The 25,674-nt window shown below is 70.8% G+C and carries 25 protein-coding genes and 1 pseudogene; 6 read left to right on the top strand and 20 right to left on the bottom strand.

Going from position 1 to position 25,674, the window contains the following annotated elements:
- The 18 genes and pseudogenes from ACLBX8_RS26105 to ACLBX8_RS26020 all read right to left on the bottom strand — a co-directional run.
- A pseudogene (locus ACLBX8_RS26105) lies at window positions 1–110 on the bottom strand (ferredoxin--NADP reductase); the annotation flags it as partial.
- 18 nt (window positions 111–128) lie between these two features.
- Entirely contained in the window at window positions 129–467 is a 339-nt protein-coding gene (fdxA, locus tag ACLBX8_RS26100) for a ferredoxin FdxA (RefSeq protein ID WP_447716016.1), read from the bottom strand.
- A gap of 23 nt (window positions 468–490) precedes the next feature.
- Window positions 491–1,351, bottom strand: a complete 861-nt coding sequence (locus tag ACLBX8_RS26095) for an ABC transporter ATP-binding protein (protein WP_447716015.1) — start codon at window positions 1,349–1,351, stop codon at window positions 491–493.
- A 72-nt stretch (window positions 1,352–1,423) separates the two neighbouring features.
- Window positions 1,424–2,314, bottom strand: coding sequence for an ABC transporter permease (locus tag ACLBX8_RS26090; RefSeq protein WP_447716014.1), 891 nt, complete (start codon window positions 2,312–2,314; stop codon window positions 1,424–1,426).
- A 6-nt stretch (window positions 2,315–2,320) separates the two neighbouring features.
- A complete protein-coding gene (locus ACLBX8_RS26085) occupies window positions 2,321–3,745 on the bottom strand; it encodes an ABC transporter substrate-binding protein (protein ID WP_244540034.1) in 1,425 nt (474 codons plus the stop codon).
- Between the two features lie 164 nt (window positions 3,746–3,909).
- Window positions 3,910–4,686 carry a Crp/Fnr family transcriptional regulator gene (locus ACLBX8_RS26080; protein WP_447716013.1) on the bottom strand — a complete coding sequence of 259 codons (777 nt, stop codon included), beginning with the start codon at window positions 4,684–4,686 and terminating at the stop codon, window positions 3,910–3,912.
- Between the two features lie 165 nt (window positions 4,687–4,851).
- Window positions 4,852–5,817 carry a HEAT repeat domain-containing protein gene (locus ACLBX8_RS26075; protein ID WP_020095797.1) on the bottom strand — a complete coding sequence of 322 codons (966 nt, stop codon included), beginning with the start codon at window positions 5,815–5,817 and terminating at the stop codon, window positions 4,852–4,854.
- A gap of 8 nt (window positions 5,818–5,825) precedes the next feature.
- Window positions 5,826–6,059 carry a 4Fe-4S dicluster domain-containing protein gene (locus tag ACLBX8_RS26070; protein WP_020095796.1) on the bottom strand — a complete coding sequence of 78 codons (234 nt, stop codon included), beginning with the start codon at window positions 6,057–6,059 and terminating at the stop codon, window positions 5,826–5,828.
- Window positions 6,060–6,085: 26 nt separating this feature from the next.
- Window positions 6,086–7,837: a fumarate reductase/succinate dehydrogenase flavoprotein subunit gene (locus ACLBX8_RS26065; RefSeq protein WP_020095795.1), complete on the bottom strand. Its 1,752-nt coding sequence runs from the start codon at window positions 7,835–7,837 to the stop codon at window positions 6,086–6,088.
- A 64-nt stretch (window positions 7,838–7,901) separates the two neighbouring features.
- Complete coding sequence (locus tag ACLBX8_RS26060; RefSeq protein WP_447716012.1) at window positions 7,902–8,273, bottom strand: DUF971 domain-containing protein; 372 nt, start codon at window positions 8,271–8,273, stop codon at window positions 7,902–7,904.
- Window positions 8,274–8,448: 175 nt separating this feature from the next.
- A complete protein-coding gene (locus tag ACLBX8_RS26055; RefSeq protein ID WP_447716011.1) occupies window positions 8,449–9,585 on the bottom strand; it encodes a M48 family metallopeptidase in 1,137 nt (378 codons plus the stop codon).
- 3 nt (window positions 9,586–9,588) lie between these two features.
- Window positions 9,589–10,881 carry a YjgN family protein gene (locus tag ACLBX8_RS26050; protein WP_447716010.1) on the bottom strand — a complete coding sequence of 431 codons (1,293 nt, stop codon included), beginning with the start codon at window positions 10,879–10,881 and terminating at the stop codon, window positions 9,589–9,591.
- A 237-nt stretch (window positions 10,882–11,118) separates the two neighbouring features.
- Window positions 11,119–12,408 carry a cystathionine gamma-synthase family protein gene (locus ACLBX8_RS26045; protein ID WP_447716009.1) on the bottom strand — a complete coding sequence of 430 codons (1,290 nt, stop codon included), beginning with the start codon at window positions 12,406–12,408 and terminating at the stop codon, window positions 11,119–11,121.
- Window positions 12,409–12,561: 153 nt separating this feature from the next.
- Window positions 12,562–12,882: a DUF6166 domain-containing protein gene (locus tag ACLBX8_RS26040; protein ID WP_447698931.1), complete on the bottom strand. Its 321-nt coding sequence runs from the start codon at window positions 12,880–12,882 to the stop codon at window positions 12,562–12,564.
- Complete coding sequence (locus ACLBX8_RS26035) at window positions 12,882–13,097, bottom strand: hypothetical protein (RefSeq protein WP_020095789.1); 216 nt, start codon at window positions 13,095–13,097, stop codon at window positions 12,882–12,884. Before ACLBX8_RS26035 ends, ACLBX8_RS26040 begins: the two co-directional genes overlap by 1 nt.
- Before the next feature lie 28 nt (window positions 13,098–13,125).
- Window positions 13,126–13,515: a hypothetical protein gene (locus ACLBX8_RS26030; RefSeq protein ID WP_020095788.1), complete on the bottom strand. Its 390-nt coding sequence runs from the start codon at window positions 13,513–13,515 to the stop codon at window positions 13,126–13,128.
- Window positions 13,516–13,565: 50 nt separating this feature from the next.
- Window positions 13,566–14,357, bottom strand: coding sequence for a sterol desaturase family protein (locus tag ACLBX8_RS26025; RefSeq protein ID WP_091682874.1), 792 nt, complete (start codon window positions 14,355–14,357; stop codon window positions 13,566–13,568).
- 138 nt (window positions 14,358–14,495) lie between these two features.
- Entirely contained in the window at window positions 14,496–15,920 is a 1,425-nt protein-coding gene (locus ACLBX8_RS26020; RefSeq protein ID WP_026605338.1) for an MFS transporter, read from the bottom strand.
- A 163-nt stretch (window positions 15,921–16,083) separates the two neighbouring features.
- On the opposite strand from ACLBX8_RS26020, the gene ACLBX8_RS26015 reads away from it, so the two are divergent.
- Window positions 16,084–16,872: a GntR family transcriptional regulator gene (locus ACLBX8_RS26015; protein ID WP_447683850.1), complete on the top strand. Its 789-nt coding sequence runs from the start codon at window positions 16,084–16,086 to the stop codon at window positions 16,870–16,872.
- 158 nt (window positions 16,873–17,030) lie between these two features.
- Here the strand turns inward: ACLBX8_RS26015 and tcuC are convergent, their stop codons facing one another.
- Both tcuC and ACLBX8_RS26005 read right to left on the bottom strand, forming a co-directional pair.
- Window positions 17,031–18,323, bottom strand: coding sequence for an MFS transporter (gene tcuC / locus ACLBX8_RS26010; protein ID WP_020095784.1), 1,293 nt, complete (start codon window positions 18,321–18,323; stop codon window positions 17,031–17,033).
- Window positions 18,324–18,515: 192 nt separating this feature from the next.
- A complete protein-coding gene (locus ACLBX8_RS26005; RefSeq protein WP_447716008.1) occupies window positions 18,516–19,592 on the bottom strand; it encodes an ABC transporter substrate-binding protein in 1,077 nt (358 codons plus the stop codon).
- A gap of 116 nt (window positions 19,593–19,708) precedes the next feature.
- On the opposite strand from ACLBX8_RS26005, the gene ACLBX8_RS26000 reads away from it, so the two are divergent.
- The 5 genes from ACLBX8_RS26000 (at window position 19,709) to ACLBX8_RS25980 (ending at window position 25,673) form a co-directional block, all read left to right on the top strand.
- Window positions 19,709–20,374, top strand: coding sequence for a response regulator (locus tag ACLBX8_RS26000; protein ID WP_020095782.1), 666 nt, complete (start codon window positions 19,709–19,711; stop codon window positions 20,372–20,374).
- Window positions 20,371–21,771: a sensor histidine kinase N-terminal domain-containing protein gene (locus ACLBX8_RS25995; RefSeq protein WP_447698927.1), complete on the top strand. Its 1,401-nt coding sequence runs from the start codon at window positions 20,371–20,373 to the stop codon at window positions 21,769–21,771. The genes ACLBX8_RS26000 and ACLBX8_RS25995 overlap by 4 nt, the downstream gene beginning before the upstream one ends.
- A 273-nt stretch (window positions 21,772–22,044) precedes the next feature.
- On the top strand, window positions 22,045–22,641 hold the full coding sequence (locus ACLBX8_RS25990; protein WP_020095780.1) for a TetR/AcrR family transcriptional regulator: 597 nt from the start codon (window positions 22,045–22,047) through the stop codon (window positions 22,639–22,641).
- A gap of 18 nt (window positions 22,642–22,659) precedes the next feature.
- The gene (locus ACLBX8_RS25985; RefSeq protein WP_447698926.1) at window positions 22,660–24,468 is read left to right on the top strand and encodes an ABC transporter ATP-binding protein; all 1,809 of its coding nucleotides are present in this window, start codon (window positions 22,660–22,662) and stop codon (window positions 24,466–24,468) included.
- 26 nt (window positions 24,469–24,494) lie between these two features.
- Window positions 24,495–25,673 carry an efflux RND transporter periplasmic adaptor subunit gene (locus tag ACLBX8_RS25980; protein ID WP_447698925.1) on the top strand — a complete coding sequence of 393 codons (1,179 nt, stop codon included), beginning with the start codon at window positions 24,495–24,497 and terminating at the stop codon, window positions 25,671–25,673.
- The last annotated feature ends 1 nt before the right edge of the window (window position 25,674 follow it).

Below are 25,674 nucleotides of genomic sequence, written 5' to 3'. Positions count from 1 at the left end.
AACTCGCCGTTGCGGAACCGGAACGCCGGATCCCGCGTCGTGCGGAACGAGAACAGGTTGTCGGTCCAGTGGTGGACCGACAGAACGCGCTCCTCGTAGAACTTGCTCATCGACGGATCAGTCCTCGCTCAGGCGGACGCCGGGTCGGCAGTCCCGAACAGGTCGAGCAGCTTGCCGCCGCGGCCGTCCCACGCCGCGGCGTCGTCGGCCGGCTCGGTCCTCTCGGTGATGTTGGGCCAGAGATCGGCGTACTTGGCGTTGAAGGTCTTCCAGCCCGCCATCTCCGGTTCGGTGTCGGCCCTGATGGCATCGGCCGGGCATTCGGGCTCGCAGACGCCGCAATCGATGCACTCGTCCGGGTTGATCACCAGCATGGTCTCGCCGACGTAGAAGCAGTCGACCGGGCAGACCTCGACGCAGTCGGTGTACTTGCAGCGGATGCAGTTCTCGGTGACGACATAGGTCATGACTTCGCACCTCGGCGCAGGGGTCAGAGCAGCGCGGGGAGATCCTGGCCCTCGAGATCGATCGCCAGTCCCTTCATCGCCTCGGCGCTGACCTCGCCGCCCATCGCGCGGAGGCTCTCCTCGCGGATCAGCGACATCAGCCCCCGGCGCAGGCCCAGGAACTCCGACGACAGGGTCAGGGCCGGCTGGCGCGGGCGGGGCAGGGGCACCACGACTTCGGCCTTGATGCTCCCGGGACGCGCGGTCATCACGTAGACGCGGTCGGAGAGGAAGATCGCCTCGTCGATGTCGTGGGTCACGAACAGCACCGAGATCTTCAGGCGCTGCCACATGTTGGTGAGGATCTGCTGCATGATCAGCCGCGTCTGCGCGTCGAGGGCGCCGAACGGCTCGTCGAGCAGCAGGATGCGCGGGCCGGTGGCGAGCGCGCGCACGATGCCGACACGCTGCTTCATCCCGCCGGACAATCGGTCCGGATAGTGGTTCTCGAACGCCGTGAGCCCGGCGAGGCCGAGCAGCGTCCGCGCCTGACGCTCGCGCTCGCTGCGCCGGACGCCCTTCATCTTCAGGCCGAACTCGACGTTCTCGCGCACCGTCTTCCAGGGAAACAGTGAGTATTGCTGGAAGATCATGCCGCGATCCGCGCTCGGTCCCGCGATCGCCTCGCCGTCGACGGTGACCCGCCCGGACGACGGCTTGAGGAAACCGGCCAGCGCGTTGAGCAGCGTCGACTTCCCGCAGCCCGAGGGCCCGATGATCGACACGAACTCGCCGGGATGGACGGTGAGCGAGGCGTTCGAGACGGCCTCGACGGACCCCTCCAACGTCTCGTAGCGCAGGCAGAAGTCGCTGACCTCGATCAGGCCCCGGCTCGATTCGGCCATGGCAAGCTCCCGATTGGTGACGCGCGTGGAGGACCGGTCCGGCGAGGGCCGCGCCGGGCGGCCGGCCGAGGCCTAGCGGGCCGCGGCCCAGGGCATGACGAGGCGGCCCACGAGACGGATCGCGAAGCTGGAGCCGAGGCCGAGCAGCCCGATCGTGATCATGCCGAGGGCGATGTCCGGGTACTGGACCAGCGAATAGGCTTCCCAGGTGAAGTAGCCGATGCCGAACTGGCCGGAGATCATCTCGGCGGCGATCAGCGAGACCCAGGCCACGCCCATGCCGACCGTCAGCCCGGTGAAGATCTGCGGCAGCGAGGCCGGCAGGTAGACTTCGCGGAACACCGCCGCCTCGCGGGCGCCGAGGCAGCGTGCGGCCCGCACCAGGACCGGGTCGACCTGGACCATGCCCTGGAGGGTGTTGATCAGGATCGGGAAGAACGAGCCCAGGAAGGTGATGAAGACGATCGAGCCCTCGTTGGTCGGCCAGAGCATGATCGCCATTGGCACCCAGGCGATCGCCGGGATCGGCCGCAGCACCTCGCAGATCGGGAAGGCGATCTCGCGCAGGAGGCGGTAGCGCCCCATGAGGAGCCCGAGCGGCACGGCGACGCCGCCGGCCAGGAGAAATCCGAAGAGGATCCGGCGGCAGGAGATGAGCACGTGGTCGCCGAAGTTCGGGCTGCGCAGGGCGATCGCCGCGCGGTCCACGACGTCCATCGGCGTCGGGATGTTCAGGAACCGCACGTAGAGGGTCACGCGGTTCGCGGTCAGATACTGCCAGAGCGCGACGAACAGGATCAGGGACACGAGCCCGATCAGCGCGGCCCGGAACGCGCCGTGATGCAGCCGCAGCCAGCGGCGGACGCGGCCGGTCGCGGGGCGGGTGGACGCGGCCGGCGGCGGGAGGGGCGCTGCCCGCGGCGGGCGCGACTCGGCGGCGGGCCGGAGAGCGACAGCGTCCATGCGGTTCTAGCCTCCCGTCACAGCGGCCTTCAGGGCCTCGTCGTAGGGCATCACCGTGCCGCCGCCCCGCGCCGCGGCCTCGGCGTCCTGCTTCAGCAGGAACGGCGCGATGCCGCCCTTGCCGTCGACGACGTAGAAGGCCTCCCGGGCGAACAGCTTGATGCCGCGGGCCGTGTCGAAGACGTAGGCGACGTCGACGGCCTGCCCCTTGGACTTCATCTCGTTCAGCGCGCCGAGCGTGCAGGCCGCGCTCGCGTAGGGCTGGATCGCCCCGCCCTTCACCCAGATCTCGCCGGCCTTGCGCGGCTCGGTGACGGGCCTCTTGCAGTACGTGTCCTCGCCGCGCACCTCGTAATTGGCGGTGCTCGCGCGCTGCTGCGCGTAGTCCAGGCCGCGCTCGGCGAAGACCTTGCGCAGCGGCCCGTCGTCGACCCACGGACCGACGTCGAACGTCTTGATCCGGTCGAGCCGCTGCAGGACCTTGACGTCCTCGCGGGCGGCCTCGACCAGCTGCGGCTTGATCGTGGGATCGACGGTCATGATCCCGCCGGGCCCGAGGAAGATGTAGACCACCTCCTTGTCGGTGCCGGTCCAGGCCGCGATCTGCTCGGCGGCGCGCTTCGGATCGGCCTTGACCCAGGCGTCGGCGTCGAGGACGGCCTTCAGGTAGGCCTCGACGATCTCGGGGTAGCGGTCGGCGAAGTCGGAGCGCACGACCACGCCGTGCCAAGTCGGGAGGTTGGTCTCGACGCCATCGAACACTTTGCGCGCGAAGCCGCGGAACGGCAGAAGCTCGGCGAAGGGGACGAAATCCGCGTGCGCGTCGATCTTCCGCTCCTGGAGATTGGTCGAGCCGACCTCCGGGCTCTGGCTGACCAGGCGGAAATAGGTGGCCGGATAGCCCTTGTCCTGCAACGCCTTCAGGACCATCCCGTGGGCCGCCGACCCGAAGGGCACGCTGACGACCTTGTCTTTCAGATCCTCGAACGAGAAGTATTCGGAAGCCTTGTTGACCACGATCCCGTTGCCGGATCCGTGGAGATTGTAGGCGGCGACCGCGATCAGCCGCGATTGGCTCTCGGGATTGTTCTGGAACGTCGCACCGTTGACGACGAGCGGGTAATCGCCCATCGCGCCGAACTGCAGCTTCCCGGCCATCATGCCGTTCGTGACCGGCGGCCCGGACGTGAAGTTCTGCCAGTCGAGCTGGATGGTCGTGCCGGCGTACTTGCCGGTCTTGGGCAGGTACTTCTCCAGCAGCTTGAGCTGGCGGATCACCACGCCGACCGTCGCGGTGTTGGTCGTCGTGTCCTGCGTGCCGATGCCGACGGTGAGGGTCTCGGCGCGGGCTGGTGCCCCGATCCCGGCGCCCGCCAGCGCGAGGAGCGCGAGAGCGGAGACCGATCTGAGCCCGGGGAATCGTCCAGTCATCGCCCGCTCCAACATTCCGGCCCGATGTCGCGAAGACATCGACGGCATGATCGGGCGCTGCGGCGCGTCCGATCAAATGCCGAGGACGCCTGCGGGTCGATTAGTTGCGCAAAAAAGTCGAGCGGTTCCGGATGTGCTGCGGTTTTGTGCGGGACGCTCGCGTTTTAGGCGCATTCCTCGCCGCCGCGCATCGCCGCCAGGATGTCGGGACGCAGGACGACGATCTGCGTGCGCCGCGCGACGAGGACGCCCTGCTCCGAGAGCCGCTTCAGGCTGATCGTCACCCATTGCCGGGTGGCGCCGACCATGTGGGCGAGGTCGGCGTGCGTGAAGGTCGCCGCGATCACCGTCCCGTCCTCCTCCGCGACGCCGTAGAGGTCGCACAGGTGCAGGAGCAGGTGGGCGAGGCGCTCGGTGATCGAGCGGGTCCCGAGCATCTGGGCCAGGGTCGAGTAGCAGCGGCCCTTGAAGGTCAGGCCGTCGATGACCCCGATCGCGAGGGCCGGCATCTGCGTCACGAGCTGCCGGAGCGCCTTGGCCGGTAGGTGCAGCACGCTGGAATTGCTCGCCGCCATGCCCGACCACTTGTGGAGGCCGGCGCCGAACACGTCGGGACCGCCGACGAAGTTGCCGGGGTACCAGTAGGCCAGCGTGATCTCGCGACCGGACGGCGCGGCGTAGAAGACCCGGATGCGGCCGCTCTCGATGATCCAGATCCCGTCGTTGGGCGTCTCCTGCGTGAACAGGGTCGCGCCGCGGTAGAGCACGCGGCGCCGGCCCTTCTCCAGCACGAGGGCGACCTCGCGCTCGGTCAGCCCGTCGAGGAGAGGGCGCTGCCCGGTTCCGGCCTTGGGCGCGGCCTCGGACAGCAGGAGGGCGCTCGCCTGGGTCTGGAGCCCCGCCGGGGCCTGAGACGGGCGTATCGGCGCCGTGGTCTGCATTGCCGCCTCCAGCATCCTACCTGCCGCGGCGCAGCAAACCCTGTACCAGCTCTAAACTGGCCGCCGGCACCGGCAGCGTCTGGATATCGCGGAGCCGAGCGGACGTGAAGCGGCGCCGCACCCGGAGGATGCGGCGCCGCGACGAGGCCGAGACGGCCGGATCGATCAGGGGCGTCCCTGACAGCGTCCGATCGCCCACTGGATGAGCTTGCGCACGTCGGGATCGGGATCGTTGGCGGCCGCCTCGAGGGCCGAGAGGCCCCGCGGGTCGGCGATCTCGCCGAGGGCTGCGGCCGCCTCCTTGCGCAGGTTGCTGACCTCGGAGGTCAGCGCCCGCCCCAGGATCTCGACGGCCGCCGGCGCCCGGATCCGGCCCAGGGCATTGGCCGCCTTGGTGCGGACCTGCCAGACGGGATCGTCCATCACGGCGATCAGGGGCGCCGTCGCCTCGGGCAGCCGGATCTTGGCGCAGGAGACGGCCGCCTCCTCGCGAACCTGCCAGTGCTCGTCGGACAGGCCGGCGATCAGCGTGCCGATGCCCGGGCCGCCGGGGCGCAGGAAGACCAGCGCCGCCATCGTGGCGCGCCGGACCGTCGGGTCGGGATCGCCCGCGGTGGCGATCAGCGCCGGCAGCGCCTCCTCGGCCTTGAGGTAGCCGATGACGCCGAGACCTTCGCGGCGCACCTCCGGGGACGGGCTCTGGAGCGCCTTCAGCGCGGCCGACAGGGCGTCCGGCAGGACGAGCTCGCGCAGGGCCCGCAGGGCGGAGGCCTGCACGAACGGGTCGGTGTGCGCGGCGCGCTCGATCAGGAGCGGCCCGCAGGCCGGCTCCTTCTTCTCGGCCAGGGTATCGGCGGCAGTGCGGCGCACGGCCTCGTCGTCGTCCTCCAGGGACCGCACGAGGCCCTCGACGACGTCCGCGCCGTCGTGCTCGTCCAGCGCCTTGGCCGCCGCGGCGCGGACGGCCGCGTCCGGATCGCCGAGGCCCTTGAGGAGCAGGACCTTCGCCGCGGGGCCGACGGCCTCGGCGAGCTCCATCATCGCGACGCGCCGGACGCCGGCGTCGGCACTCGCGCAGCGCTCGGCCACGTCGTCGAGATCGTCGTCGAAGGAATCGAACACGGGGCTCATGGTCGGCCTCAGCGCAGCAGGTAGGGAATATTGACCTTGACCGCGTTCGTCGGGCAGTCGACCTCGCAGGGCATGCAGTACCAGCACTCGTCGTACTTCATGTAGGCCTTCTGCCGGGTCTCATCGATCGCGAGGATGTCGAGCGGGCAGACGTCGACGCAGACGCGGCAGCCCTTCTCGGCGATGCACTTGGCGTCGTCGATGACGACCGCGGCGCTGCTGGCCTGATTGATGATCGGCATGGATCGATCTCCGGTACGGGGCGGGATTACTCGGCGGCGGCCGGCGTCTTGATGCGGAGCTGGTGGTAGGCGCCCATCTCCTCGGCGGCGACCGGCACGATGAACGGGTCGACGGCGCGCTTCGCGTGGGCCATCCGGCCCTGGCCGTCCTTGAACAGGACCGTGTGGCAGGCCCACTCGGCGTCGTTCGTCTCGGGATAGTCGACGCGCAGGTGGTAGAAGCCCCAACGGCTCTCGGTGCGGTAGAGTGAGGCGGCCGCCGCCATGTCGGCGCAGTCGAGGATCGTCTGCATCTCGAGCGCCCTGTGCAGCTCGTGCGGGTCGCGGGCGCAGAGCAGGTCGAGGTCCTCGCGGATCTCGGCGAAGCGGCGCTGGCCGAGCTCCATCTTCGCCGTCACCTTCGGCGGCTCGAGATAGTCGTTCACCAAGCGGCGGGTCTTGAACTCCATCTCGTGCGGGGTGAGCCCGTCGACGCGCCGGGTCGGCGCCAGGACCCGTTCGCGCTCGACCGCGATGTCCGCCGGGTCATGGTCGGCGAGGGCGTTGGCCGTGCAGTAGGCGGCGGCGTCGGCCCCGGCGATGCCGCCGTTCACGAAGGCGCCCAGCATGTAGTTGTGCGGCACGCTCGCCATGTCGCCGACCGCGTAGAGGCCGGGGACCGTCGTGCGCGCGAACTCGTCGACGAAGACGCCCGAGGCCGAGTGGCCCGAGCAGAAGCCGATCTCGGAGATGTGCATCTCCACGGGACGCTGGCGGTAATTGGTGCCGCGCCGCTCGTGGAAGCGTCCGCGGGAGGGGCGCTCGTTCGAGTGCAGGATCGTCTCGATCTCGGAGATCGTCTCCTCGCGCAGATGGTCCATCTTGAGGAAGACCGGGCCGTTGCCGCCCTGCAGCTCGCGCCAGAACTCGAGCATCATCTGTCCGGACCAGTAATCGCACTCGATGAAGCGTTCGCCGCGATTGTTGGCCGTGTATCCGCCGAACGGGCCGGTGACGTAGGCGCAGGACGGGCCGTTATAGTCCTTGATCAGCGGGTTGATCTGGTAGCACTCGAGGTTCGCGAGCTGCGCGCCCGCGTGGTAGGCCATCGCGTAGCCGTCGCCGCAATTCGCCGCGTTCTCGTAGGTCCCGAACAGGTACCCGGAGGCCGGCAGGCCGAGGCGGCCGGCGGCCCCGCAGGCGAGGATCACCGCCTTGGCCTTCACCACCAGGAACTCGGAGGTGCGGGTGTTGACGCCGATCGCTCCGGCGATGCGCCCGTCCGCGCCCTTGAGCAGGCGCGTCGCCATGTACCGGTTGGTCACGCCGACCTGGAGGCGGCGGAGCTGCCGGTAGAGGACCTTCTTGACGTTGTGCCCTTCCGGCATCGGCAGCACGTAGGTCCCCATGTGGTGGACCTTGCGCATGTTGTACTCGCCCGAGCCGTCCTTCTCGAATTTGACCCCGAGCTTATCGAGGTACTGGATCATCGGGAACGACCCCTGCGCGTAGGCCATCACCGCCTTCTGATTGACGATGCCGTCGTTGGCGACGGTGATCTCCTTCACGTACTGCTCGGGGGTGGCGTAGCCCGGCACGACGGCGTTGTTCAGCCCGTCCATGCCCATGCTGATCGCGCCCGAGCGCTTGACGTTGGCCTTCTCCATCAGGACGACCCGGAGCTTCGGATCGGCTTCCTTGGCCTTGATCGCGGCCATCGGGCCGCCGGTGCCGCCGCCGATCACCAGGATGTCGGTCTCGATAATCTCGGTCTTCGTCGCGGATTCGAACGCGTTCATGGCAAGATCTCGCGTCAGGTCAGGGGCGGGGCGTGTGGGATCGCCGGAGGATCGGATCGCGCGGTCAGGCGGCCTGCGCGGCGTCGGGCGGGCCGTCGACGGCCTCGGCCACGAGGGCGCGCAGGTAGGACCAGGGGAAGATCCCGCGGGCGTGGCCGTCGGAGAACGCGATGTGGACGGCGTAGCCGCCCATCGGTTCGACCCGCGCGACCGCGATGTCGGCGGCGGCCTGAGGAAAGCGTCGCTCGACCCGGTCACGGGTGCACCACGCGCAGCGGCAGCGCAGCCGCAGCCGCTCCGCCGACAGCGTCGCGGTCAGCCCGTCGCGCCATTGCAACCGGAGGCCGGTCCCGCCGCGCGCGAGGATGGCGGCCTCCGGGATGGCCTCGGGATCGAACGGGGGCGGGTTCGGAACCCCGGTCGCGTGGTGTGCCATCCGCTCCTCCTCTGTGCCGGCGTCACAGAAGCCGAGGGGCGGGCGATCCGACAGCAATTAGTTGCTCAGAATCTCAGTCAGGCCGCCGGCCGCGGCGACACCGACCGGCTCGGAGACCGGAGCCGGGCCGTCCGCCGCGGCTGCCCGCGGACAGCGACCGCCCGGTGATCCGGACCTACGGCTCGGTCGTCTTCGGCTCGGGCCCGCAGATGCCCCTGAGTGCCGTCCAGGCGGCGCCGGACAGGATCTGGCGTTCGGCCGCCCCAGAGCCCGCCTGGGCGCGGATCGCGGCGGCGCGCTCGCGCGTGAAGGGATGGCTGCGCAGCAGGTCCAGCACGTCGCTCTTCCCGTCGTGCTTGTCCTTGGCGATGCGCTCGAGGATGTCGGCGAGCGCCGCGCCGTTGCCGCCCGCGCGGGTCATGAGGTCGACCGCGTAGGCGTCCGCCGCCCGCTCGGCGTCGCGGCTGTAGCCGGCCGAGAGCACCGCGTCGCCCAGCGCGATGATGATGGTCGAGCCGGTCAGGTCCCCCAGGACGAGGCTCAACAGGAACGAGGTGCCCGACGCCCGGATGAGGGAGCGGGTCGGATCGCGTCGGCGGACGTGGCCGAGCTCGTGCGCCAGGACCGCCGCGGCCTCGTCGGCCGAGCGCGCCCGCGCGATGAGGCTCGAGAGCACGATCACGCGGGCGCCCGGCAGGGCGAAGGCGTTGGCCGTGCCGTGCCGCCGCACGCTGACGGCCACCTCGGGAGGCAGCGAGCCCTCCGCCCGACCGGCCGCGACGAGGCGGGCCACGAGCGTGTCGAGCGCCGCGCGGCCGGCCGGTTCCGCGCAGGCCGGCGGGTCGCCGAGGAAGCGCAGGACCTGCGGTTCCGCCACCGCCCCGAGCCGCGACTCGGCCGCGTCCGGCACCAGCGGGGCCAGCAGCCCGGCGATCTGCGGGACGCCGAAGACCGCCACGAGCAGGACCGAGAGACCGGCCGCGAGAGACCAGAGCACGAGCCGCACCGTGCCGCCCGAGCGCTCCCGGCGATGGAGGTCCGGGCAGCGCGCCGCGAGCGCGGCGGCGAGCGTCGCGTCCGAGAACTCCACGCGGACCGGCTCGCCGGCCGGACCGATCCGCATCAGCGGCGGCACGGACACGGCGGCGCGCAGGTCGAGCAGGTTCCAGTCCTGGGCGATTCCGGGCCCGGAGACGCGGAAGCGGTCGTCGAGGCGCAGCGCGACGGGATGTGCCCGCGCGCTGACGCCGTCGAAGTAGCGGCCCTCGACCTCGATCGGCGTCGCGTCGATCGCCTGGGAAGCGCGGGTCAAGCGTCAGAAACCGATCTGGAGCGCGCCTCCGACGTCGAGCGCGTCGGCGAGACCCTCCTGCAGACCGCTGCCGGCACCGCGGGACGAGGCGAGGACGGCATCCAGGGCTTCGGGATCCGTCACGCTCGTGCTCGTCGCGACCGCCGCCCACAGGCGGGCCTGCACCACGCGCACGTAGAGCACCGCGAAGAGCGGCGCGCCGACCAGGTAGATGAGGACGACGAGCCAGTGGAGCATGCTGAGATCGCCCGCCGCCCGTGCGGCGAAGATCAGCAGAGCCGCGACGAGGCCCAGCACGACCAGGAAGCCCAGGAGCGACAGCATGTAGACGATGTACGGCCAGTAGAACTGCCGCGCCTTCAGGCTCGAGGCGAGGCGGGCGTGACCGAGGCTGGCGGCGCCCATGAACGCCCGCGTCTCGCGGGCGCGGTAGTACGGGAGCAGGAGCAGCGCCGCGGGCACGCAGATGGCCGCCACGAAGCCCATCGCCTGGAGGAGAATGCCGATCTTCGAGGCCGCGTAGGCGGGATTGAGGATCGTCTGGCCGGCCTTGCCGCCGGGCTTCGGTACCAGAAGATCCGTGGGCAGCGAGAAATCCGTCGCGACCAGGAGGGCGATGCTGAGCCCGATCAGCGGCCCCAGCCCGATTACGTACAGCAACAGCCAGGGGCCGAGCACGCTGCGTCCCCGCGCCGTCGAGTGCATTCGGCTGGTCCCGACCAGGGTGTGGTCGATGCGGTAGCGTTCCAGGCTCGCCCGCATGAACGGGAAGGCCAGGCCGAAGGTGACGAGCGTGAGCAGCCACCAGCCGCCCGCGCGGGACGCGTAGGCGAGGCCCGAGCCGTCCTGCCCGAGGCGGATGCCGCGCCAGAGCGTCCGCATCGCGCGGTAGCGGCGCCCGCGGTAGATCGCGAATTGTCCCAGCAGGAACAGGAACACGAAGGAGATCACCACCGAGAACGGGGCGAGCGCGGGCGCGACGAGCGAGAGCGCGAACAGCGCGACGTAGATCGGCACGAGGATCGCGAGCGCGACGAGGAAGCCGAGGAACAGTTCCTTGCCCGTGCCGGTATACTCGGCGGGCGAGCCGTCGAGCGCGGTGCGCTCCCAGAAGAAGCGGCGCAGATTGGTTACGTACCAGAATCTGTAGATGCCGAAGGTCACGATCGAGAGCAGAAAGCCCTTCAGCGCCAGCCAGGTGAGACCTTTCACCCGCGGGTCGAAGGTTACGGCGGCCACGCGCGTGCCCGGAGCGCCGCTCCGCGTGTCGAACTGGGTGCCGGGTGCCAAATTCATGGGTCCGTCGATCGTCCCGCCGCGTTTCGCGGCCAGACACTAGGAAGGAAGGCCTGCGCTGACCAGTTCCGCGCGGCCGCAATTCTATCCCGTCCCCGCAATGTCGTGCAGCGACTGTTCGAAATGCGGGGCGTCGTTAACGCGCGGTCTCCGGTTGCCGGACACGCGTTGCCGGGCGATGCGACCGAGCCGCCTCGACGGCGTGCGCACCGCGCCCGGCCGCCGTTCGGCGCGTCCCTAGCCCAGGACCGACAGAGCGGCCGCGAGGTCGGCGACCAGATCGTCCGGGTGCTCGATCCCGATCGACACCCGGATGGTCGCGTCCGCGATCCCGAGCCGGTCGCGCACCGCCTTCGGCACGCCGGAATGGGTCGTGGAGGCCGGGTGGCTGGCGAGCGACTCGGTTCCGCCCAGGCTGACGGCGAGCTTGAACAGCTGGAGGCCGTTGAGAACCCGGAACGCCTCGGCCTCGCCGCCGACGATGTCGAACGAGAACGTCGAGCCCGGCGCCGCGCACTGCTTGGCGTAGACCTGCGCCTGCCGCGACCCCGGCTCGAGATGCGCGAGGTGGTGGAGGCGCGCTACCTTCGGGTGCGCCGCCAGCATCCCGCCGACGATCTCGCCGTTGCGGTTGGCGGCGCTCATCCGCAGCGACAGAGTCTCGAGCGAGCGCCCGAGCATCCAGCAGGAATGCGGGTCGAGACCGGTCCCGATCGCCGAGCGCAGAAGCCGCACCGGCTTCATCCGCGCCGCCGAGCCGAGGGCGGCGCCGGCGATCAGGTCCGAGTGGCCGCCGACATACTTCGTCAGGGAGTAGACCGAGATGTCGGCGCCTTCGCGCAGCGGGTGCTGGAAGAGGGGCCCGAGCAGGGTGTTGTCGCAGACGACGACCGGCGCCTCGCCGCCCTGCCGGGCGCCGATCTCCTCGGCGACCGCCCGGACGAGGCCGAGGTCGACGAGGGTGTTGAGCGGGTTCGAGGGGGTCTCGACCATGACGACGCTGACGCGTCCCACGCCCGCCGCGCGGTCGGCCGCGGCGCGCACGCTCGCCGGATCGGTGCCGTCGGAGAACCCGAACGGCGCGATGCCGAACCCGGCCAGGGTCTTGGCGATCAGGGTCTCGGTGCCGCCGTACAGGGGTTGCGAGTGCAGGATCGCGTCGCCGGGCCGCGCGAAGGCCAGGATCGTGGTGGCGATCGCCGACATGCCGGAGGAGAAGACCAGCGCGGCCTCGGCCTCCTCGAAGACGGCCAGCCGGTCCTCGACGATCTCGCTGTTCGGGTGATTGAAGCGCGAGTAGACCAGCCCCGCCGCCTCGCCGACCGGCGGTTCGCGCCGTCCCGAGACGTAGTCGAAGAAGGCTTTGCCGTGCTCGGCCGAGGTGAAGACGAAGGTCGATGTCAGGAAGACCGGCGGCTTCACCGCGCCCTCGGACAGGGCCGGGTCGTAGCCGTAACCGAGCATCAGCGTCTCGGGACGGAGCGGGCGGTTGCCGAGCGCCCTCCGGTGGTAGCGGTCGTCGGACATGCTGGCCTCGCTCCGACAGGCCCCAGCCCGGGGCTGGGCAGCCCGGTTGCGCTCTGACTCCGGGATTCCGGACGCGGGAGCATGGCACAGGCAGGGCCGCTACGGAACGCCGCCGCGGTCCCGACGCGCCGCGGCGGAGGGCGGCCTCGGGTCTCAGCCGGACCGCGCCGCGCCGCCCGAATCCAGGCGCTCCAGGACGCGGGCGACGTCGGCCGTCGTCATCTCCCACTCGTTCTGGAAGTTGGCCACGACGCCGCGCATGAAGCGCGATTGCAGGCGCTCCGCCTCCGCCGCGTCGCCGAGATGATCCACCAGGATCGCGTAGGCGAGCTGCGAGGGCTCGGGACCCTCGTAGCTCCACTCGAAGCCGTTCCGGGAGTAGCACTTGGCCTCCGCCCGATCCGGCAGCGGCGCCCCGTTCACCGTGACGACGATCCCGTCGATCGTCCGGTCCCCGGCATAGACCTTGTCCATCACCGCGCCTCCCGGATCCGGTGGCGCGGGGTGCGGCCGTCGGAGCGGTTGCGCATCACCTCGGGGAAGATCCAGAGGCTGACCACCATGAACGGGCCGAGGAAGGCCACGGCCCAGCGCGGCCCGGTCTGGCCGAGATGGCCCATGTAGAACCAGCCGGCGAGCGCCGCGAGCGCGACGGCGACCGACAGGCCGAACTTGATCGGAAACGGCATCGGATCCCTCCCGGATCGCGCGTGCGGGTCAGAGGACGAAGACGGTGCCGACCTGCTGCAGCAGGCCGAGGGCGCCGCAGAGGGCGGCGAGCACGATCGCCAGGCCCGCGACGCCGTCGCGCCAGCGCTGGGGCCAGACGTTGAACAGGCCGGGCGCGAACAGGATGGCGAAGCCGCCCACGATCACGAGGCTCGACCAGCGGAGTTCGGCGGCTCCGTAGGCGAGCATCCCGCCGGTCAGCGCCGCGAGCAGGAGGACGTTGGCCGCGATCAGCGCGAGGCCGAGGGGGCGCGCCCTCAGGTCGGGGCGGGTCTCCAGCGGGAACATCCCGGCCAGCACGTAGAAGCCGGTGCAGGCGACCCCGGCGAAGAGGGCGAACCACGCGAGCGCGGCGACGTTCGGTTCGATCATGTCCATGGCGGCGTTCCGGGCTGCTCGTCAGTCTAGGCGGCGGGTTGCGCGGCGGGTCACTCGGCGGCCTGCATGGCCCGGGGCTCGGGGGCACCGGGCGTGCGCGCGGTCTTGCGCATGTCGGTCTTCACGTGGCGCGTGTCGTAGCCGTTGAAGAGCGTCCCGATGAGACCGCGGTTCAGGTCCGAGGTGCCGAACAGCCAGTCCATGATCGGGAAGGTCAGGTTCATATTCCGCTCCATCATGATCGATTGGTCGTGATGGGCCGTGTGGTGCCGCCGGTTCGTGTTGATGAACGGCATGTTGCGGACGAACCAGTTCTCCTCGACGTGGCAGCAGAAGTGCATGAACTCGTAGATCATGTAGATGCTGGTCGTCGTGGTGATGAACAGCCACCCGACATTGGGCGTGAAGATGTTGCCGAGCACGACGGCGCCGGGGATCGACATCAGCGTGAACGTCGCCAGCGCGTAGGGCGGGAAGAACGTCACCCGGTAGTCCCGGTGGTCGGCGAAGCGCATCTCGTGGTCGGTGAAGAACTGGTGATGCTGCAGCGTGTGCCGATTGTAGACGGCCCGCCCGATCGGATTGCTCTGCGGCCGGTGCATCACGTAGCGGTGGAGCCACCACTCGAAGAAATTGCAGAACAGGAACACGACCGGGACCGTCGCGAGCTCGATCCAGCTCGGCGCGTGGATGTTCGAGACGTAGATGTACAGGGCCGTCAGGCCGATCGTGTAGATGATCGCGATGTGCAGGACGCCGTTGTACCAGCCGGCCACGCGCTGGCGGTAATTGGCGCGGTAGTTCCGCTGCCGCTCGCTCATGCGGGTGTTGGCGAGTTCCATGGTGCGCCTCCTCGCTGGGATGGGGGTAACGCCGCGCCCCCACCGAGATCTGCTATATTAGAGATACCGTTGATATATCAGTTGTCAACCTGACCGGGCGGCGGCGACGTCGCCACCGCCCGGTCGGGGCCGGTCCGGTCAGTGCGAGATGGCTTCCAGGGACTTGCCCTTGGTCTCGATGCCGAGGAACCCGACGCTCGCGGCGGCGATGACGAACGAGCCGGCGCCCAGGGCGAAGACGCCGCCGTGGCCGAGCACCGGCAGGATCAGGCCGATCGCGAAGGGCCCGATGAGCGAGCCGACGCGGCCGATGGCCGAGGCGCAGCCGGCCCCGGTGGCGCGCGCCCGCGTCGGGTAGAGTTCGGGCGTGTAGGCGTAGAGCACCGACCACATGCCGAACAGGAAGAACTGCATCATCAGCCCGTAGGCGATGAGCCATCCGAAAGACGGCGAGTGACCGTACAGGTAGGCGGCGACGGCGCTGCCCAGGAGCATCAGGACCGCGGTGGGCTTGCGGCCCCAGCGCTCGACGAGGATCGCCGAGGCGATGAAGCCCGGCACGCCCGCGAGCGAGATCAGGATCGTGTAGGTGACCGACTTGGCGACGCTGTAGCCGGCCTCCTGCAGGAGCGCGCCGAGCCAGGTGGTGAGGCCGTAGAAGCCCAAGAGGGCGAAGAACCACGTCAGCCAGATCATCACCGTCCGACTGGCGTAGCCGGGGCTCCAGAGTTCGAGGAACGAGAAGCGCCGCTCGCCCCGCGCCGGCTCGGGCAGGACGGTCGGCTCCGGAAGCGGACGCCCGTCGAGGCGCAGCGCGACCTGCCGCTCGATCTGCGCCATCACCCGGTCCGCCTCCGCGTGCCGGCCGCGGTCGGCGAGCCAGCGGGGCGATTCCGGCACGAGGAAGCGGATCACGAACAGGAACAGCGCCGGCACGGCCTGCGCGAGGAAGACGGCGCGCCAGTCGAAATAGCTGAGCAGCACGTAGCTGAGGCAGCCGGCCGCGATGAAGCCGAGCGGCCAGAACCCTTCCATGATGGCGAGGTAGCGGCCGCGCTTGGCGGTCGGCAGGAACTCCGAGACGATGGCGAGCGCCACCGGGAACTCCATGCCCATGCCGAAGCCGAGCAGCAGGCGGGCATAGCCCAGCATCGTCGCGTCCGGGGCGTAGGCGCACCAGAGGCTGCCGAGCCCCCAGAACACCATGCTGATCTGGAAGACCACCTTCCGCCCGAACCGGTCGGCGAGCATGCCCGACAGGGCCGCGCCCGCGAACATGCCGATGAAGCTCATGCTCGAGAGCAGTCCCGCCTGGGCGGTCGTCAGGCCAAACTCGGTCTTGATCGATCCGAGGAGGAAGGTGAGCGAGCCGAGATCGATCGAATCGAAGAACCACGCCGTGGCGATGATGAGGAAGATGTTGCGCTGGAAGGCGGTCATCGGCAGCCGCTCGAGGCGCGCCGCGATCAGCGCGCCCGACCCGACCGCGGCGCGGGCGGTGGCGTCCGCGGTCACCCGGTCCGGCAGCACGTCGCCGGCGGAAATCGCTACAGGCCCTGCCATGGCTCAACCTCCCTCGCAGTTATATGCGGCGAGTCGTCATGCAGGATATTACTAAGATGCGCAAGATATATCAGACGTATGCCCTTGCGCGGTGCGTGGGCCCGCCCCATGCACGCTGATGGCGGCGTGGTGTGCGGGCCCGGCCGTGGCGGGGGTGTCGTCCATGAACTTCGTGACCGGGAAGACGACGTCCGTCCGCGCCGCCGAGCCGGGCCGCAAGCGGGCGCGAAAGGCCGTGAAAGGGGCGTCCCAGGAGGTGTCCCCGGAGGCCGCCCAGGAGGCACCCCATGCCGCGGGCGGCAACGACGATCTGCCCGACCTGACGCTGACCGACCGGGCCTACCAGCAGCTGGAAGAGATGATCACGACCCTGGTGCTCCCGCCCGGCCTCGTGCTCGGCGAGCAGAACCTAGTCCAACGGCTCGGGATCGGGCGGACCCCGATCCGGGAAGCCCTTCAGCGCCTCGCGCGCGACGGGCTCGTCGTGGTCATGCCGCGGCGCGGTATCCTGGTGTCGGACATCAACGTGCGCTCGCAGCTGCGGCTCCTGGAGACGCGGCGCGTCCTGGAGCGCCTGATCGCCCGCCTCGCCGCGGAGCGATCCACCCTGGAGGAGCGCGAGGTCTTCGCCGGGCTCGCGCAGGACATGCGCGACGCGGCCGCGGCGTCGGACGATCTGGCGTTCATGCGCCTCGACCGGCAGTTCAACGAGCTGATCGCGACGGCCTCGCGCAACGAGTTCGCCGTGCGCTCGCTGGAGAGCATGGCGGGCCTGTCGCGGCGGTTCTGGTACCAGCACTACAAGCAGGCGGCCGATCTGCCGCTGACCGCCAACCTCCACGCGGACGTCTGCGAGGCGGTCGCGCGTCGCGACGTCGAGGCTGCCGGCGCCGCGTCGGACAGGCTCGTCGACTACATCGAGAGCTTCGCCCGCAAGACGTTGGATCTCTGAGGTCGCGCGACGGGACCCGTGTCGGGCGGTCGGCGCGGCGGTCAGTCAGGGGAGGGGCGGGCGGCGGCCGGCGATCCGGTCCCGGCCGCCCCTCTGTCGTGACCCCTACGACGCGACGCGCGCGGAGCCTCCGAGGCGGGGTGCTCCCGGCGAGCCGGTCACGCGGGGGCTCCCAGAGCGACCGGCTGGGTCGCGCGGCGGTAGATCAGGAGCGTGGCGACGAGGCCGCACGCCCCGCCGAAGGCCATCCACAGCCCGGGGGCCGCGCGGTTGCCCGTGGCCTCGATGAGCCACGTGGAGACGAGGGGCGTGAAGCCGCCGAGGAGCGCCGTCGCCAGCGAGTAGGCGAGGGAGAAGCCGGCCGTGCGCACGCTCGCCGGGATCACCTCGGTCAGCGCGACCACCATCGCGCCGTTGTAGCTGCCGTACAGGAAGGACAGCCACAGGAGGGCGATCAGCATGTTCCCGAAGCTCGGGTTGGCCACGAGCCAGCCCAGCACCGGGTAGGCGGTGAGCAGGGTCAGCGCCGAGAACACCAGCAGGAGCGGCTTGCGCCCGATCCGGTCGGACAGGGCTCCCATGACCGGCAGCCAGAACAGGTTCGACAGGGCGGTGCAGAAGGTCACGAGAAGGCTGTCGGTGTCGGACAGCTTGAGCACGGCCTTGCCGAAGGTCGGGGTGTAGACGGTGATCGTGTAGAACGAGATCGTGGTCATGCCGACGAGCAGCATGCCGAGCAGCACGATCTGCCAGTTGCTGGCGAGCGAGCCGAACACCTCCTTCATGGAGGGGCGGTGCTTGCGCTTCAGGAACTCCTCCGTCTCCTCCAGCGACCGCCGGATATAGAACAGGAACGGCACGATCGCGCAGCCGATGAAGAACGGGATCCGCCAGCCCCAGTCGTTCATGTCGGCGAGCGAGAGGGCGTGGTTGAGGATGTAGCCGATCACGGCGGCGAACATGACCGCGACCTGCTGGCTGCCGGACTGCCAGGACACGTAGAAGCCCTTGTTGCCGGGGGTGGCCATCTCCGAAAGGTAGACGGAGACGCCGCCGAGCTCGACGCCGGCCGAGAAGCCCTGCAGCAGGCGCCCGACGAGGACCAGGAAGGGCGCGAACAGGCCGATCGTGCCGTAGCCGGGGACGAAGGCGATCAGGATCGTGCCGGCCGCCATGATGCCGAGCGTGACGATCAGCCCCTTCCGGCGGCCGATACTGTCCACGTAGGCGCCGAGGAAGATGGCGCCGAGGGGCCGCATCAGGAAGCCGGCGCCGAACGTCACGAAGGTCAGCATCAGCGAGGCGAACTCGTTGCCGACCGGGAAGAAGGTCTTGGAGATGTAGGTGGCGTAGAAGCCGAACAGGAAGAAGTCGAACATTTCCAGGAAGTTGCCGCTGGTCACGCGCAGGACCGTGGCGACTTTGGAACTCGACGGATGGGCCTGTATCATTGCTGTCTCCCTCAGGCGCCGGAGCGGTCGCAACCGCACGAGGGAAGCGTCGGTTCTGAACGGCTGACGATCGCTCCTCGCGATCGGGCTGCAGCCGCAAACCAATCCTCCCATGTATTCGCGCCGACTTCGCAGCGCTTGACGCCGCTATACGCCGGTCAACCTGTCACGAAGCTGTCGCGGGACCCGGTCTCAGCGGCCTTCCACGGCGCGCCGCCAGCGCCGCAGCATGCGGGCGTGCCGGATTTGGTCGAGATTGGCCAGCAGCTCCGGCCCGACCGGGACCGGCCGCAGGGCCGGGGCGGACGCGACAGGGTCGTCGGCCCGGCGGGCATCCGTCCGGGCCGGCGTGAGCGACCGGGCGGCGAGCCGCGCCTGCCCCTCGCGGGAGAGCATGTAGTCGAGGAACATGCGGGCTGCGGCGGGATGCGGCGCGTCCTTCGCGATGAAGGCGATCCGCGAGACGAGGAGCGTGTAGTCCGTGGGCAGCACGAGGCCGATTGCCGGATCGTGCCGGGCCCGCTCGAGGGCGTAGGCGCCGAACACGCCGTAGGCGAGGACGGCCTCGCCCGCGGCGATGCGGTCGAGCATGGTCTCCGTCCGGGTGTAGAGCTTCACGCCGGCCTGCCCGAGGGCGGAGACGAGGTCCCATGTCCGGGGCGTCACGTCCGCGTCCTGCGCGAGGATCAGCGAGCCGACGCCGCTCCGCTCCGGATCGTAGGCGGCGACCTTCCCCTGCCACGTCTCGGGGTGGTCCGTCAGGGCTCGGATCAGGTCGGCGCGGGTTTGGGGAACCTGCTCCGGCGGGAGGACCGACCTGTTGTAGGCGATGGCGATCGGCTCGGCCGTGACGCCGAACGCCTCGTTGCGCCACACCGCCCAGGCCGGCAGGGAGGCCGCCTCGGGGGACGCGTAATGGGCGGCGTATCCGTCGTTCACCAGCTTGATCTGGCGATCCATGGCGGAACTCCACACGATGTCCGCCTCGACCGCGCCGGCCGCGGCCTCCTCCACGAAGCCGTCGTACAGGGTCGCGGAGTTCATCTTGGTGTAGGAGACCGCCACGCCGGGATGGGCCTCGCGGAAGCCCGCGAGGAGGTCGGCGACCTCGGCCTCGTCGGTCGTCGCCCGCACGACCACGACGGTCTCGCCGCGGGCCGCGGCGGACCCGGTCCCCTCGGCCGCCGGAGACGGTTCGACCTGTGCCGAGGCCGGGCCCGGACCGGCCATCAGCAGCAGGACGAGGCCGACGACAGCGGGAGCGCGCACCAGGGTCTGCCCTTCGAGAGCCGCGGGAGTCCCCGCAGCTTCGCCGTGCAGAGACCGGGCGGGAATGCTAGACTCGGAGGACCGCTTCGGCCAACACGATCGATGACGGGAGGAGCATGCGCGTTCTGGTCGTCGAGGACGATGCCGCCCTGGCGCGCGGCCTCGTCGCCGCCCTCCGGCACGGCGGATACGCCGTCGACCACGAGGCGGACGGAGCGGACGCGGTGCAGCTCGCGCTGAGCGAACCCTACAGCCTCATCGTCCTGGACCTCGGCCTGCCGGGCCTGCCGGGCTTCGAGGTCCTCAAGGCCGTCCGGGCGGCCGGCTCGACCGTTCCGGTCATGATCCTGACCGCGCGCGACGCCATCAGCGACCGCGTCCGCGGGCTCGATCTCGGGGCGGACGATTACCTGCTCAAGCCGTTCGACCTCGCCGAGTTCGAGGCGCGGGTGCGGGCGCTCGTCCGCCGCGGGCAGGCCGTGCCGAACCCGGTCCTGCGCTGCGGCGCGCTGGAGCTCGACCGGGCCGCGGGCACCGTGACCCTCGGCGGGGCGCCCGTCGCGCTGCGCCGCCGGGAACTCGCCGTCCTGACCATCCTGATGACGCGCGCCGGGAAACCCGTCCCGAAGGAACGGCTCAGCGCCGAGATCTTCGGCTTCGACGAGGCGGTCGCCCCGAACGCCCTCGAACTCTACGTCGCCCGCCTGCGGAAGAAGTTGCAGCCGGACGGGCCCGAGATCCGCACGATCCGCGGCCTCGGCTACCTGCTGATGCCGGTGTGACCCCGCCGCGCGCGCCCTCGATCCGGCGGCGCCTGCTCGTCCGCATGCTGCTCCCGGCCCTGGCGCTCGCGCTGCTGCTCGGCTTCGCCGGCGCGCTCGTGATCCGGAACGTCGTGGAGACGACGCACGACCGCCTGCTCGACGGGTCCGTCCTGGCGATCGCCGAGCGGCTGACCGTGGAGGACGGCGAGGTGTCGGTCGACCTGCCCCGCGTCGCCCTCGGGATGCTGGAGAGCCAGGCGCAGGACCGGATCTACTACAGCGTCACTTACGGCGGGGCGCTGGTGACCGGCTATCGCGACCTCCCGGGCCTGGACGTCGACACGCTCCCGCTCGGGGTGACGACCCATCGCGACGGCATCGTCCGCGGGGCGGCCGTGCGGATCGCCGCCCAGGCCCGGCGGGTCTACGGGAAGCCGGACCCGGTCCTCGTCCAGGTCGCCGAGACGCGCGAGGCCCGCCAGGGCCTGGAGCGACGCCTGCTCGCCGGGCTCGCGCTGGCCGAGCTGGGGCTGATGGGTCTGATCGGGGCCCTGTCGTGGTACAGCATCGACAGCAGCCTGAGGCCGCTGACCCGGCTGAGCGACGCGATCGACCGGCGGGCGGTCCCGGGGGCGATCAACCTGCAGCCGCTCGACGTGGCCGGGGTGCCCCGCGAGGCGCTGGCCCCGGTGCTCGCCCTCAACACGCTGCTCGAGCGCCTGGAGCAGGCGATCGCGGGGGAGCGCACCTTCACGTCGGATGCCTCGCACCAGCTGCGGACGCCGCTCGCCGTGCTCAGGATGCACGTGGAACTGCTCCGCAGGATCACGCCCGGGGAACCGGCCCACGCCGCGGCGATCGACGATATCGACGGAGCCGCGCGGCGCCTGGAACGCCTCCTCGCGCAACTGATCGCGCTCGCCCGCGCCGATGCGGGCGCGGCCGCCACGGACGCCGCCGCGGCGATCGCCGACCTGAACGACATCGCGGCCCGCGTGGTCACGGAGCAGGTGCCCCACGCCCTCGCGCGCGGGGGCGAGATCGTGCTCGATCGCCCCGACGGCGCGGTACCGGTCGTGGGCGATCCGTTCATCGTCGGCGAGATCCTCACCAATCTCGTGGACAACGCGATCCGCTACAACCGTCCCGGAGGCGCCACCGTCGTCCGTGTCCGGCGCACGGAGATCGGCGCCTGCGTGGACGTCGAGGACGAGGGCCCGGGCATACCGCCGGAGGTGCGCGAGAAGGTCTTCGAGCGATTCTACCGTGTCGCGACGCGAGACGGTCCTGACGGCAGCGGCCTCGGGCTCGCGATCGTCCGAGCCCTCGCGGACCGGATCGGCGGGGCGGTCACGCTCGGTTCCCGCGCAGGCGGATCGGGACTGGTCGCGCGGGCGAGCTTCCGCGCGCCGTAGTCGCTGCACGGGACGACGGTCCGGTGCGTTCGGCCTTGTCCGGCCGTCCGACCCGGGTCGCCTTCGCCGTGGTTGCCGGCTCGGATCTGCGCCGGCCTGCTCTCGTGCCCGGCCGGAACAGGCGGACGCCCTCCGGTCGGATGTGGCCGGCGGGGAGCTGCGCACCGGCTTTCCGGCGTCTCGAACACGTCATCCGATCGCGGCACTTGAAAGATACCGCACGGTAGGTATCTTCGGGGCGGGGACGATTCCCGTCACTCCTGGGAAGGGGCCATGGCGACCGCCTATCATCGCAAGAAGCGGCCCGAGCTCGTCCGGCGCGCGCTGCTCGATTGCGCAGCCAAGCTCGCCCTGGAACAGGGCCTGTCCGCCGTCACCGTGCAGGCGGTCTGCCACGCCGCCGGGGTGACCAAAGGGGCCCTGTTCCACCACTTCCCGAGCAAGCAGGCCCTGGTCGAGGGCGTCGTCGCCGACCTGATCGCGCAGCTCGACGCGGAGATCGACGCGGCGATGGCGAAGGATCCCCGGCCGTACGGCCGGTACACCCGCGCCTACGTCGACATCACGCTGCACGACCCGATGATGACCGAGGGCAGCCAGTGGGCCGCTCTCCACATCTCGATCCTCGCCGAGCCGCCCCTGCGCCGCATGGTGTCGGCCTGGTTCGCGGAGCGCCTGCACCGCCACCGCGACACCGACGGGAGTGCCGACCTCGAGTTCGTCCGGCTCGCCGCCGACGGCGCGTGGCTCGCCTACCTCGTGCGCGAGAAGCCGAGCGACCCGGTCCCCGCCCTCGACGCGCTCCGCGACCGCCTCGTCGCGATGACATTGGCTGAACCGTCCGCGCACCCGGGCGGCGACCGGGACTGAGCCATGGGATCGACCTCGATGGATGGGTTCGCCCCCGCCCGCGGCGCGGACGGGCCGGGCGATGCCGCGGAATACGGCGACCTGGCCGCGCGGCACGTCTCCGTCGCCCGGATCCTCACCCTGTTCCGCCCCTACGCGAGCCGGATCGCGCTCGTCATCGGGCTGATCGCGCTCGCTTCCGCCGCGGGGCTCGCCGCCCCGTTCCTGCTTCGCGAGATCGTCGACGTCGCGCTGCCGCGCGCCGACCTCGGACTGCTCGGCCGGCTCGCCGCCGGCATGGTCGGCCTCGCCGCGCTCGGGGCGGGCATCGGCGTGCTGCAGGCCCTCGTCACCGCGAAGGTCGGGCAGGCCCTCATGCACGACCTCCGGGTCCGCGTGTACGCGCACCTGCAGTCGCTTCCGCTCGGGTTCTTCACGGCGACCCGCTCCGGCGACATCCAGTCCCGCATCGCGAGCGACATCGGCGCCCTCCAGGCGCTGGTCACCCACACGGCGGGTGAGGCCACGCGCAACGCCAGCGCGGTGGTGATGACCGCCGCGGCCATGCTGCTGCTGGAATGGCGGCTCGCCCTGTTCTCGTTCCTGGTCCTCCCGCCGGCGACCTGGATCAGTGTCCGCGTCGGCCGGCTGCGCGAGGAGACAACCTACGCGCAGCAGGAACGCATCGCCGAGATGACGTCCGCGGTGCAGGAGTCCCTCTCGGTCTCCGGCATCGTCCTCGCCCGCACGATGGGCCGCGTCCCGCATCTCGCGGAGCGCTTCGCGCGGGCCTCGCGCGCGGTGGCGAACCTGGAGGTCCGGTCCCACACGGCCGGCCAGTGGCAGTGGTCGGTCATCGACCTCGTGCTGCAAGCCCTGCCGGCTCTGACCCTGTTCCTCGGCGGCTGGATGGCGGGCGCCGGGACGACCATGACCATCGGCACCCTCGTCGCGATGATCGCGCTGCAGGAGCAGATGCTGTTCCCGCTGGAAGAGGTCCTGCGCACGGGCGTCGAGGCCCGGAAGACGCGGGCCCTGTTCGCGCGCATCTTCGAGTACCTCGACAAGCCGGTCGGCATCACCGAGCGGCCCGACCCCGTCACCCTCGACCCCGCCGAGGTCGCCGGCCACGTGCGCCTCGACGGCGTGACGTTCTCCTACGACCGAGCCGGCCCCGCCACGATCGCCGGCGTCACGCTCGATATCCCCGCCGGGTCGCACACCGCCATCGTCGGCGCGACCGGCTCGGGCAAGTCCACCCTCGGCCATCTCCTGGCCCGGCTCTACGACGTCGATGGCGGCGCCGTGCTCTACGACGGCGTCGACGTGCGCGACCTGAGTCTCGCCTCCCTCTCGGAGGTGCTCGGGGTCGTGACGCAGGACCCGTTCCTCCTCCATGCCAGCGTGGCCGAGAACCTGCTCTTCGCCCGTCCGGATGCGACGGTCGCGGAGATGGTCGCTGCGGCCCGGACGGCCCAGTTGCACGACATGGTCGCCGCCCTGCCGGACGGGTACGACACGCTGGTGGGTGAGCGCGGGCACCGCTTCTCGGGCGGCGAGCGGCAGCGCCTCTCGCTGGCCCGGACCATCCTGCGCGACCCGCGCGTGCTGCTGCTCGACGAGGCGACGAGCGCCCTCGACACGGCGACGGAGCGGGCGATGGTCGAGGCCCTTGCCCGTCCGGGCAAGCCCCGCACGACCATCACCGTCGCCCACCGCCTCTCGACCGTCCGCCGGGCCGACCAGATCGTCGTGCTCGATCGGGGGCGCGTGGTCGAATGCGGCACGCACGAAGCCCTGCTCGCCTGCGGAGGCGCCTACGCGCGCCTCGTGCGCAAGGCGGCCTGACGGTTACGATTCCAGGACGGATCTCCATGCCTTCACACGCACCGGCTCGGCGGTCGCCGACCCTCGCCGCCCTCGGCCTCGTCGCGGCGCTCGCCCTGCAGGGCTGCAAGCCCGGGGCGGACGGTCAGGCACCGGGCGGTCCCGGATCGGCGGGTTCGCCGCCCGACGTCTCGACCGCTCGGGCCGAGCCCGGGACGGTGCCCCGCACCCTCGACCTGCCGGGTCGCCTCACCTCCACGCGGGTCGCCGAGGTCAGGGCCCAGGTCGCCGGCATCATCCAGGAGCGCGCTTTCGAGGAAGGCAGCCTCGTCCGGAAGGGCGATGTCCTCTTCCGCATCGACCCCGCCGTCTACCGGGCCGAGGTCGATGCCAAGTCCGCGGCCCTCGACCGGGCCGAGGCCACGCGGGTGCAGGCGCTGAAGCAATCCGAGCGCACCGAGACCCTTCTGGAGCGTCAGGCAGCCAGCACCGCCCAGCACGACCTCACGATCGCCGCCCTGCGCCAAGCCGAGGCCGACGTCGCGAGCGCGAAGGCGCAGCTCGCCCGCGCCCGGATCGACCTCGACTACGCGACCGTGCGGGCGCCCATCGCCGGCCGCATCGGCCGGGCCCTCGTCACGGAGGGCGCCCTCGTGGGCCAGGGCGAGGCGACCAAGCTCGCGCTGATCCAGCAGGTCGATCCGATCTTCGCCGATTTCAACGCCCCCGCGGCCGATCCGGGCCGGCTGGCGGAGTGGGCCACGGGCAAGGAGGAGACGGCGGTCCGCCTCGTCTCGCCCGACGGCGCGCTCCACGCCGATGCCGGGCGTCTGCTGTTCACGGATGTGAGCGTCGACCCCGGCACCGGGCAGGTGTCGCTCAGGGCCACGTTCCCGAACCCGAAGGTCGTCCTGCTGCCGGGCACCTATGTCCGTATCCGCCTCGCGCAGGGGACGGTGCCGGGCGCGGTCGTCGTCCCGGCCCAGGCCATCCAGCGGTCGAGCGCCGGCGTCGCGCAGGTCTTCGTGGTCGGGGAGGACAGGATTGTCGCGCTGCGCCCCGTGCGGGCGGGGGCGCTCACGGATGCGGGCTGGATCGTCGAGGACGGGCTCAAGGCCGGCGAGACCGTCGTGGTCGAGGGTTTCCAGCGGATACAGCCCGGCATGGCGGTGAACCCGGCGCCCTGGCAGGGCCCCCGGACGTCCTCCGCCTCCGCGAAGCCCTGAC

The sequence above is a fragment of the Methylobacterium sp. D48H genome (assembly GCF_053345715.1).
This window is presented reverse-complemented; position numbering and strand designations above follow the sequence as displayed.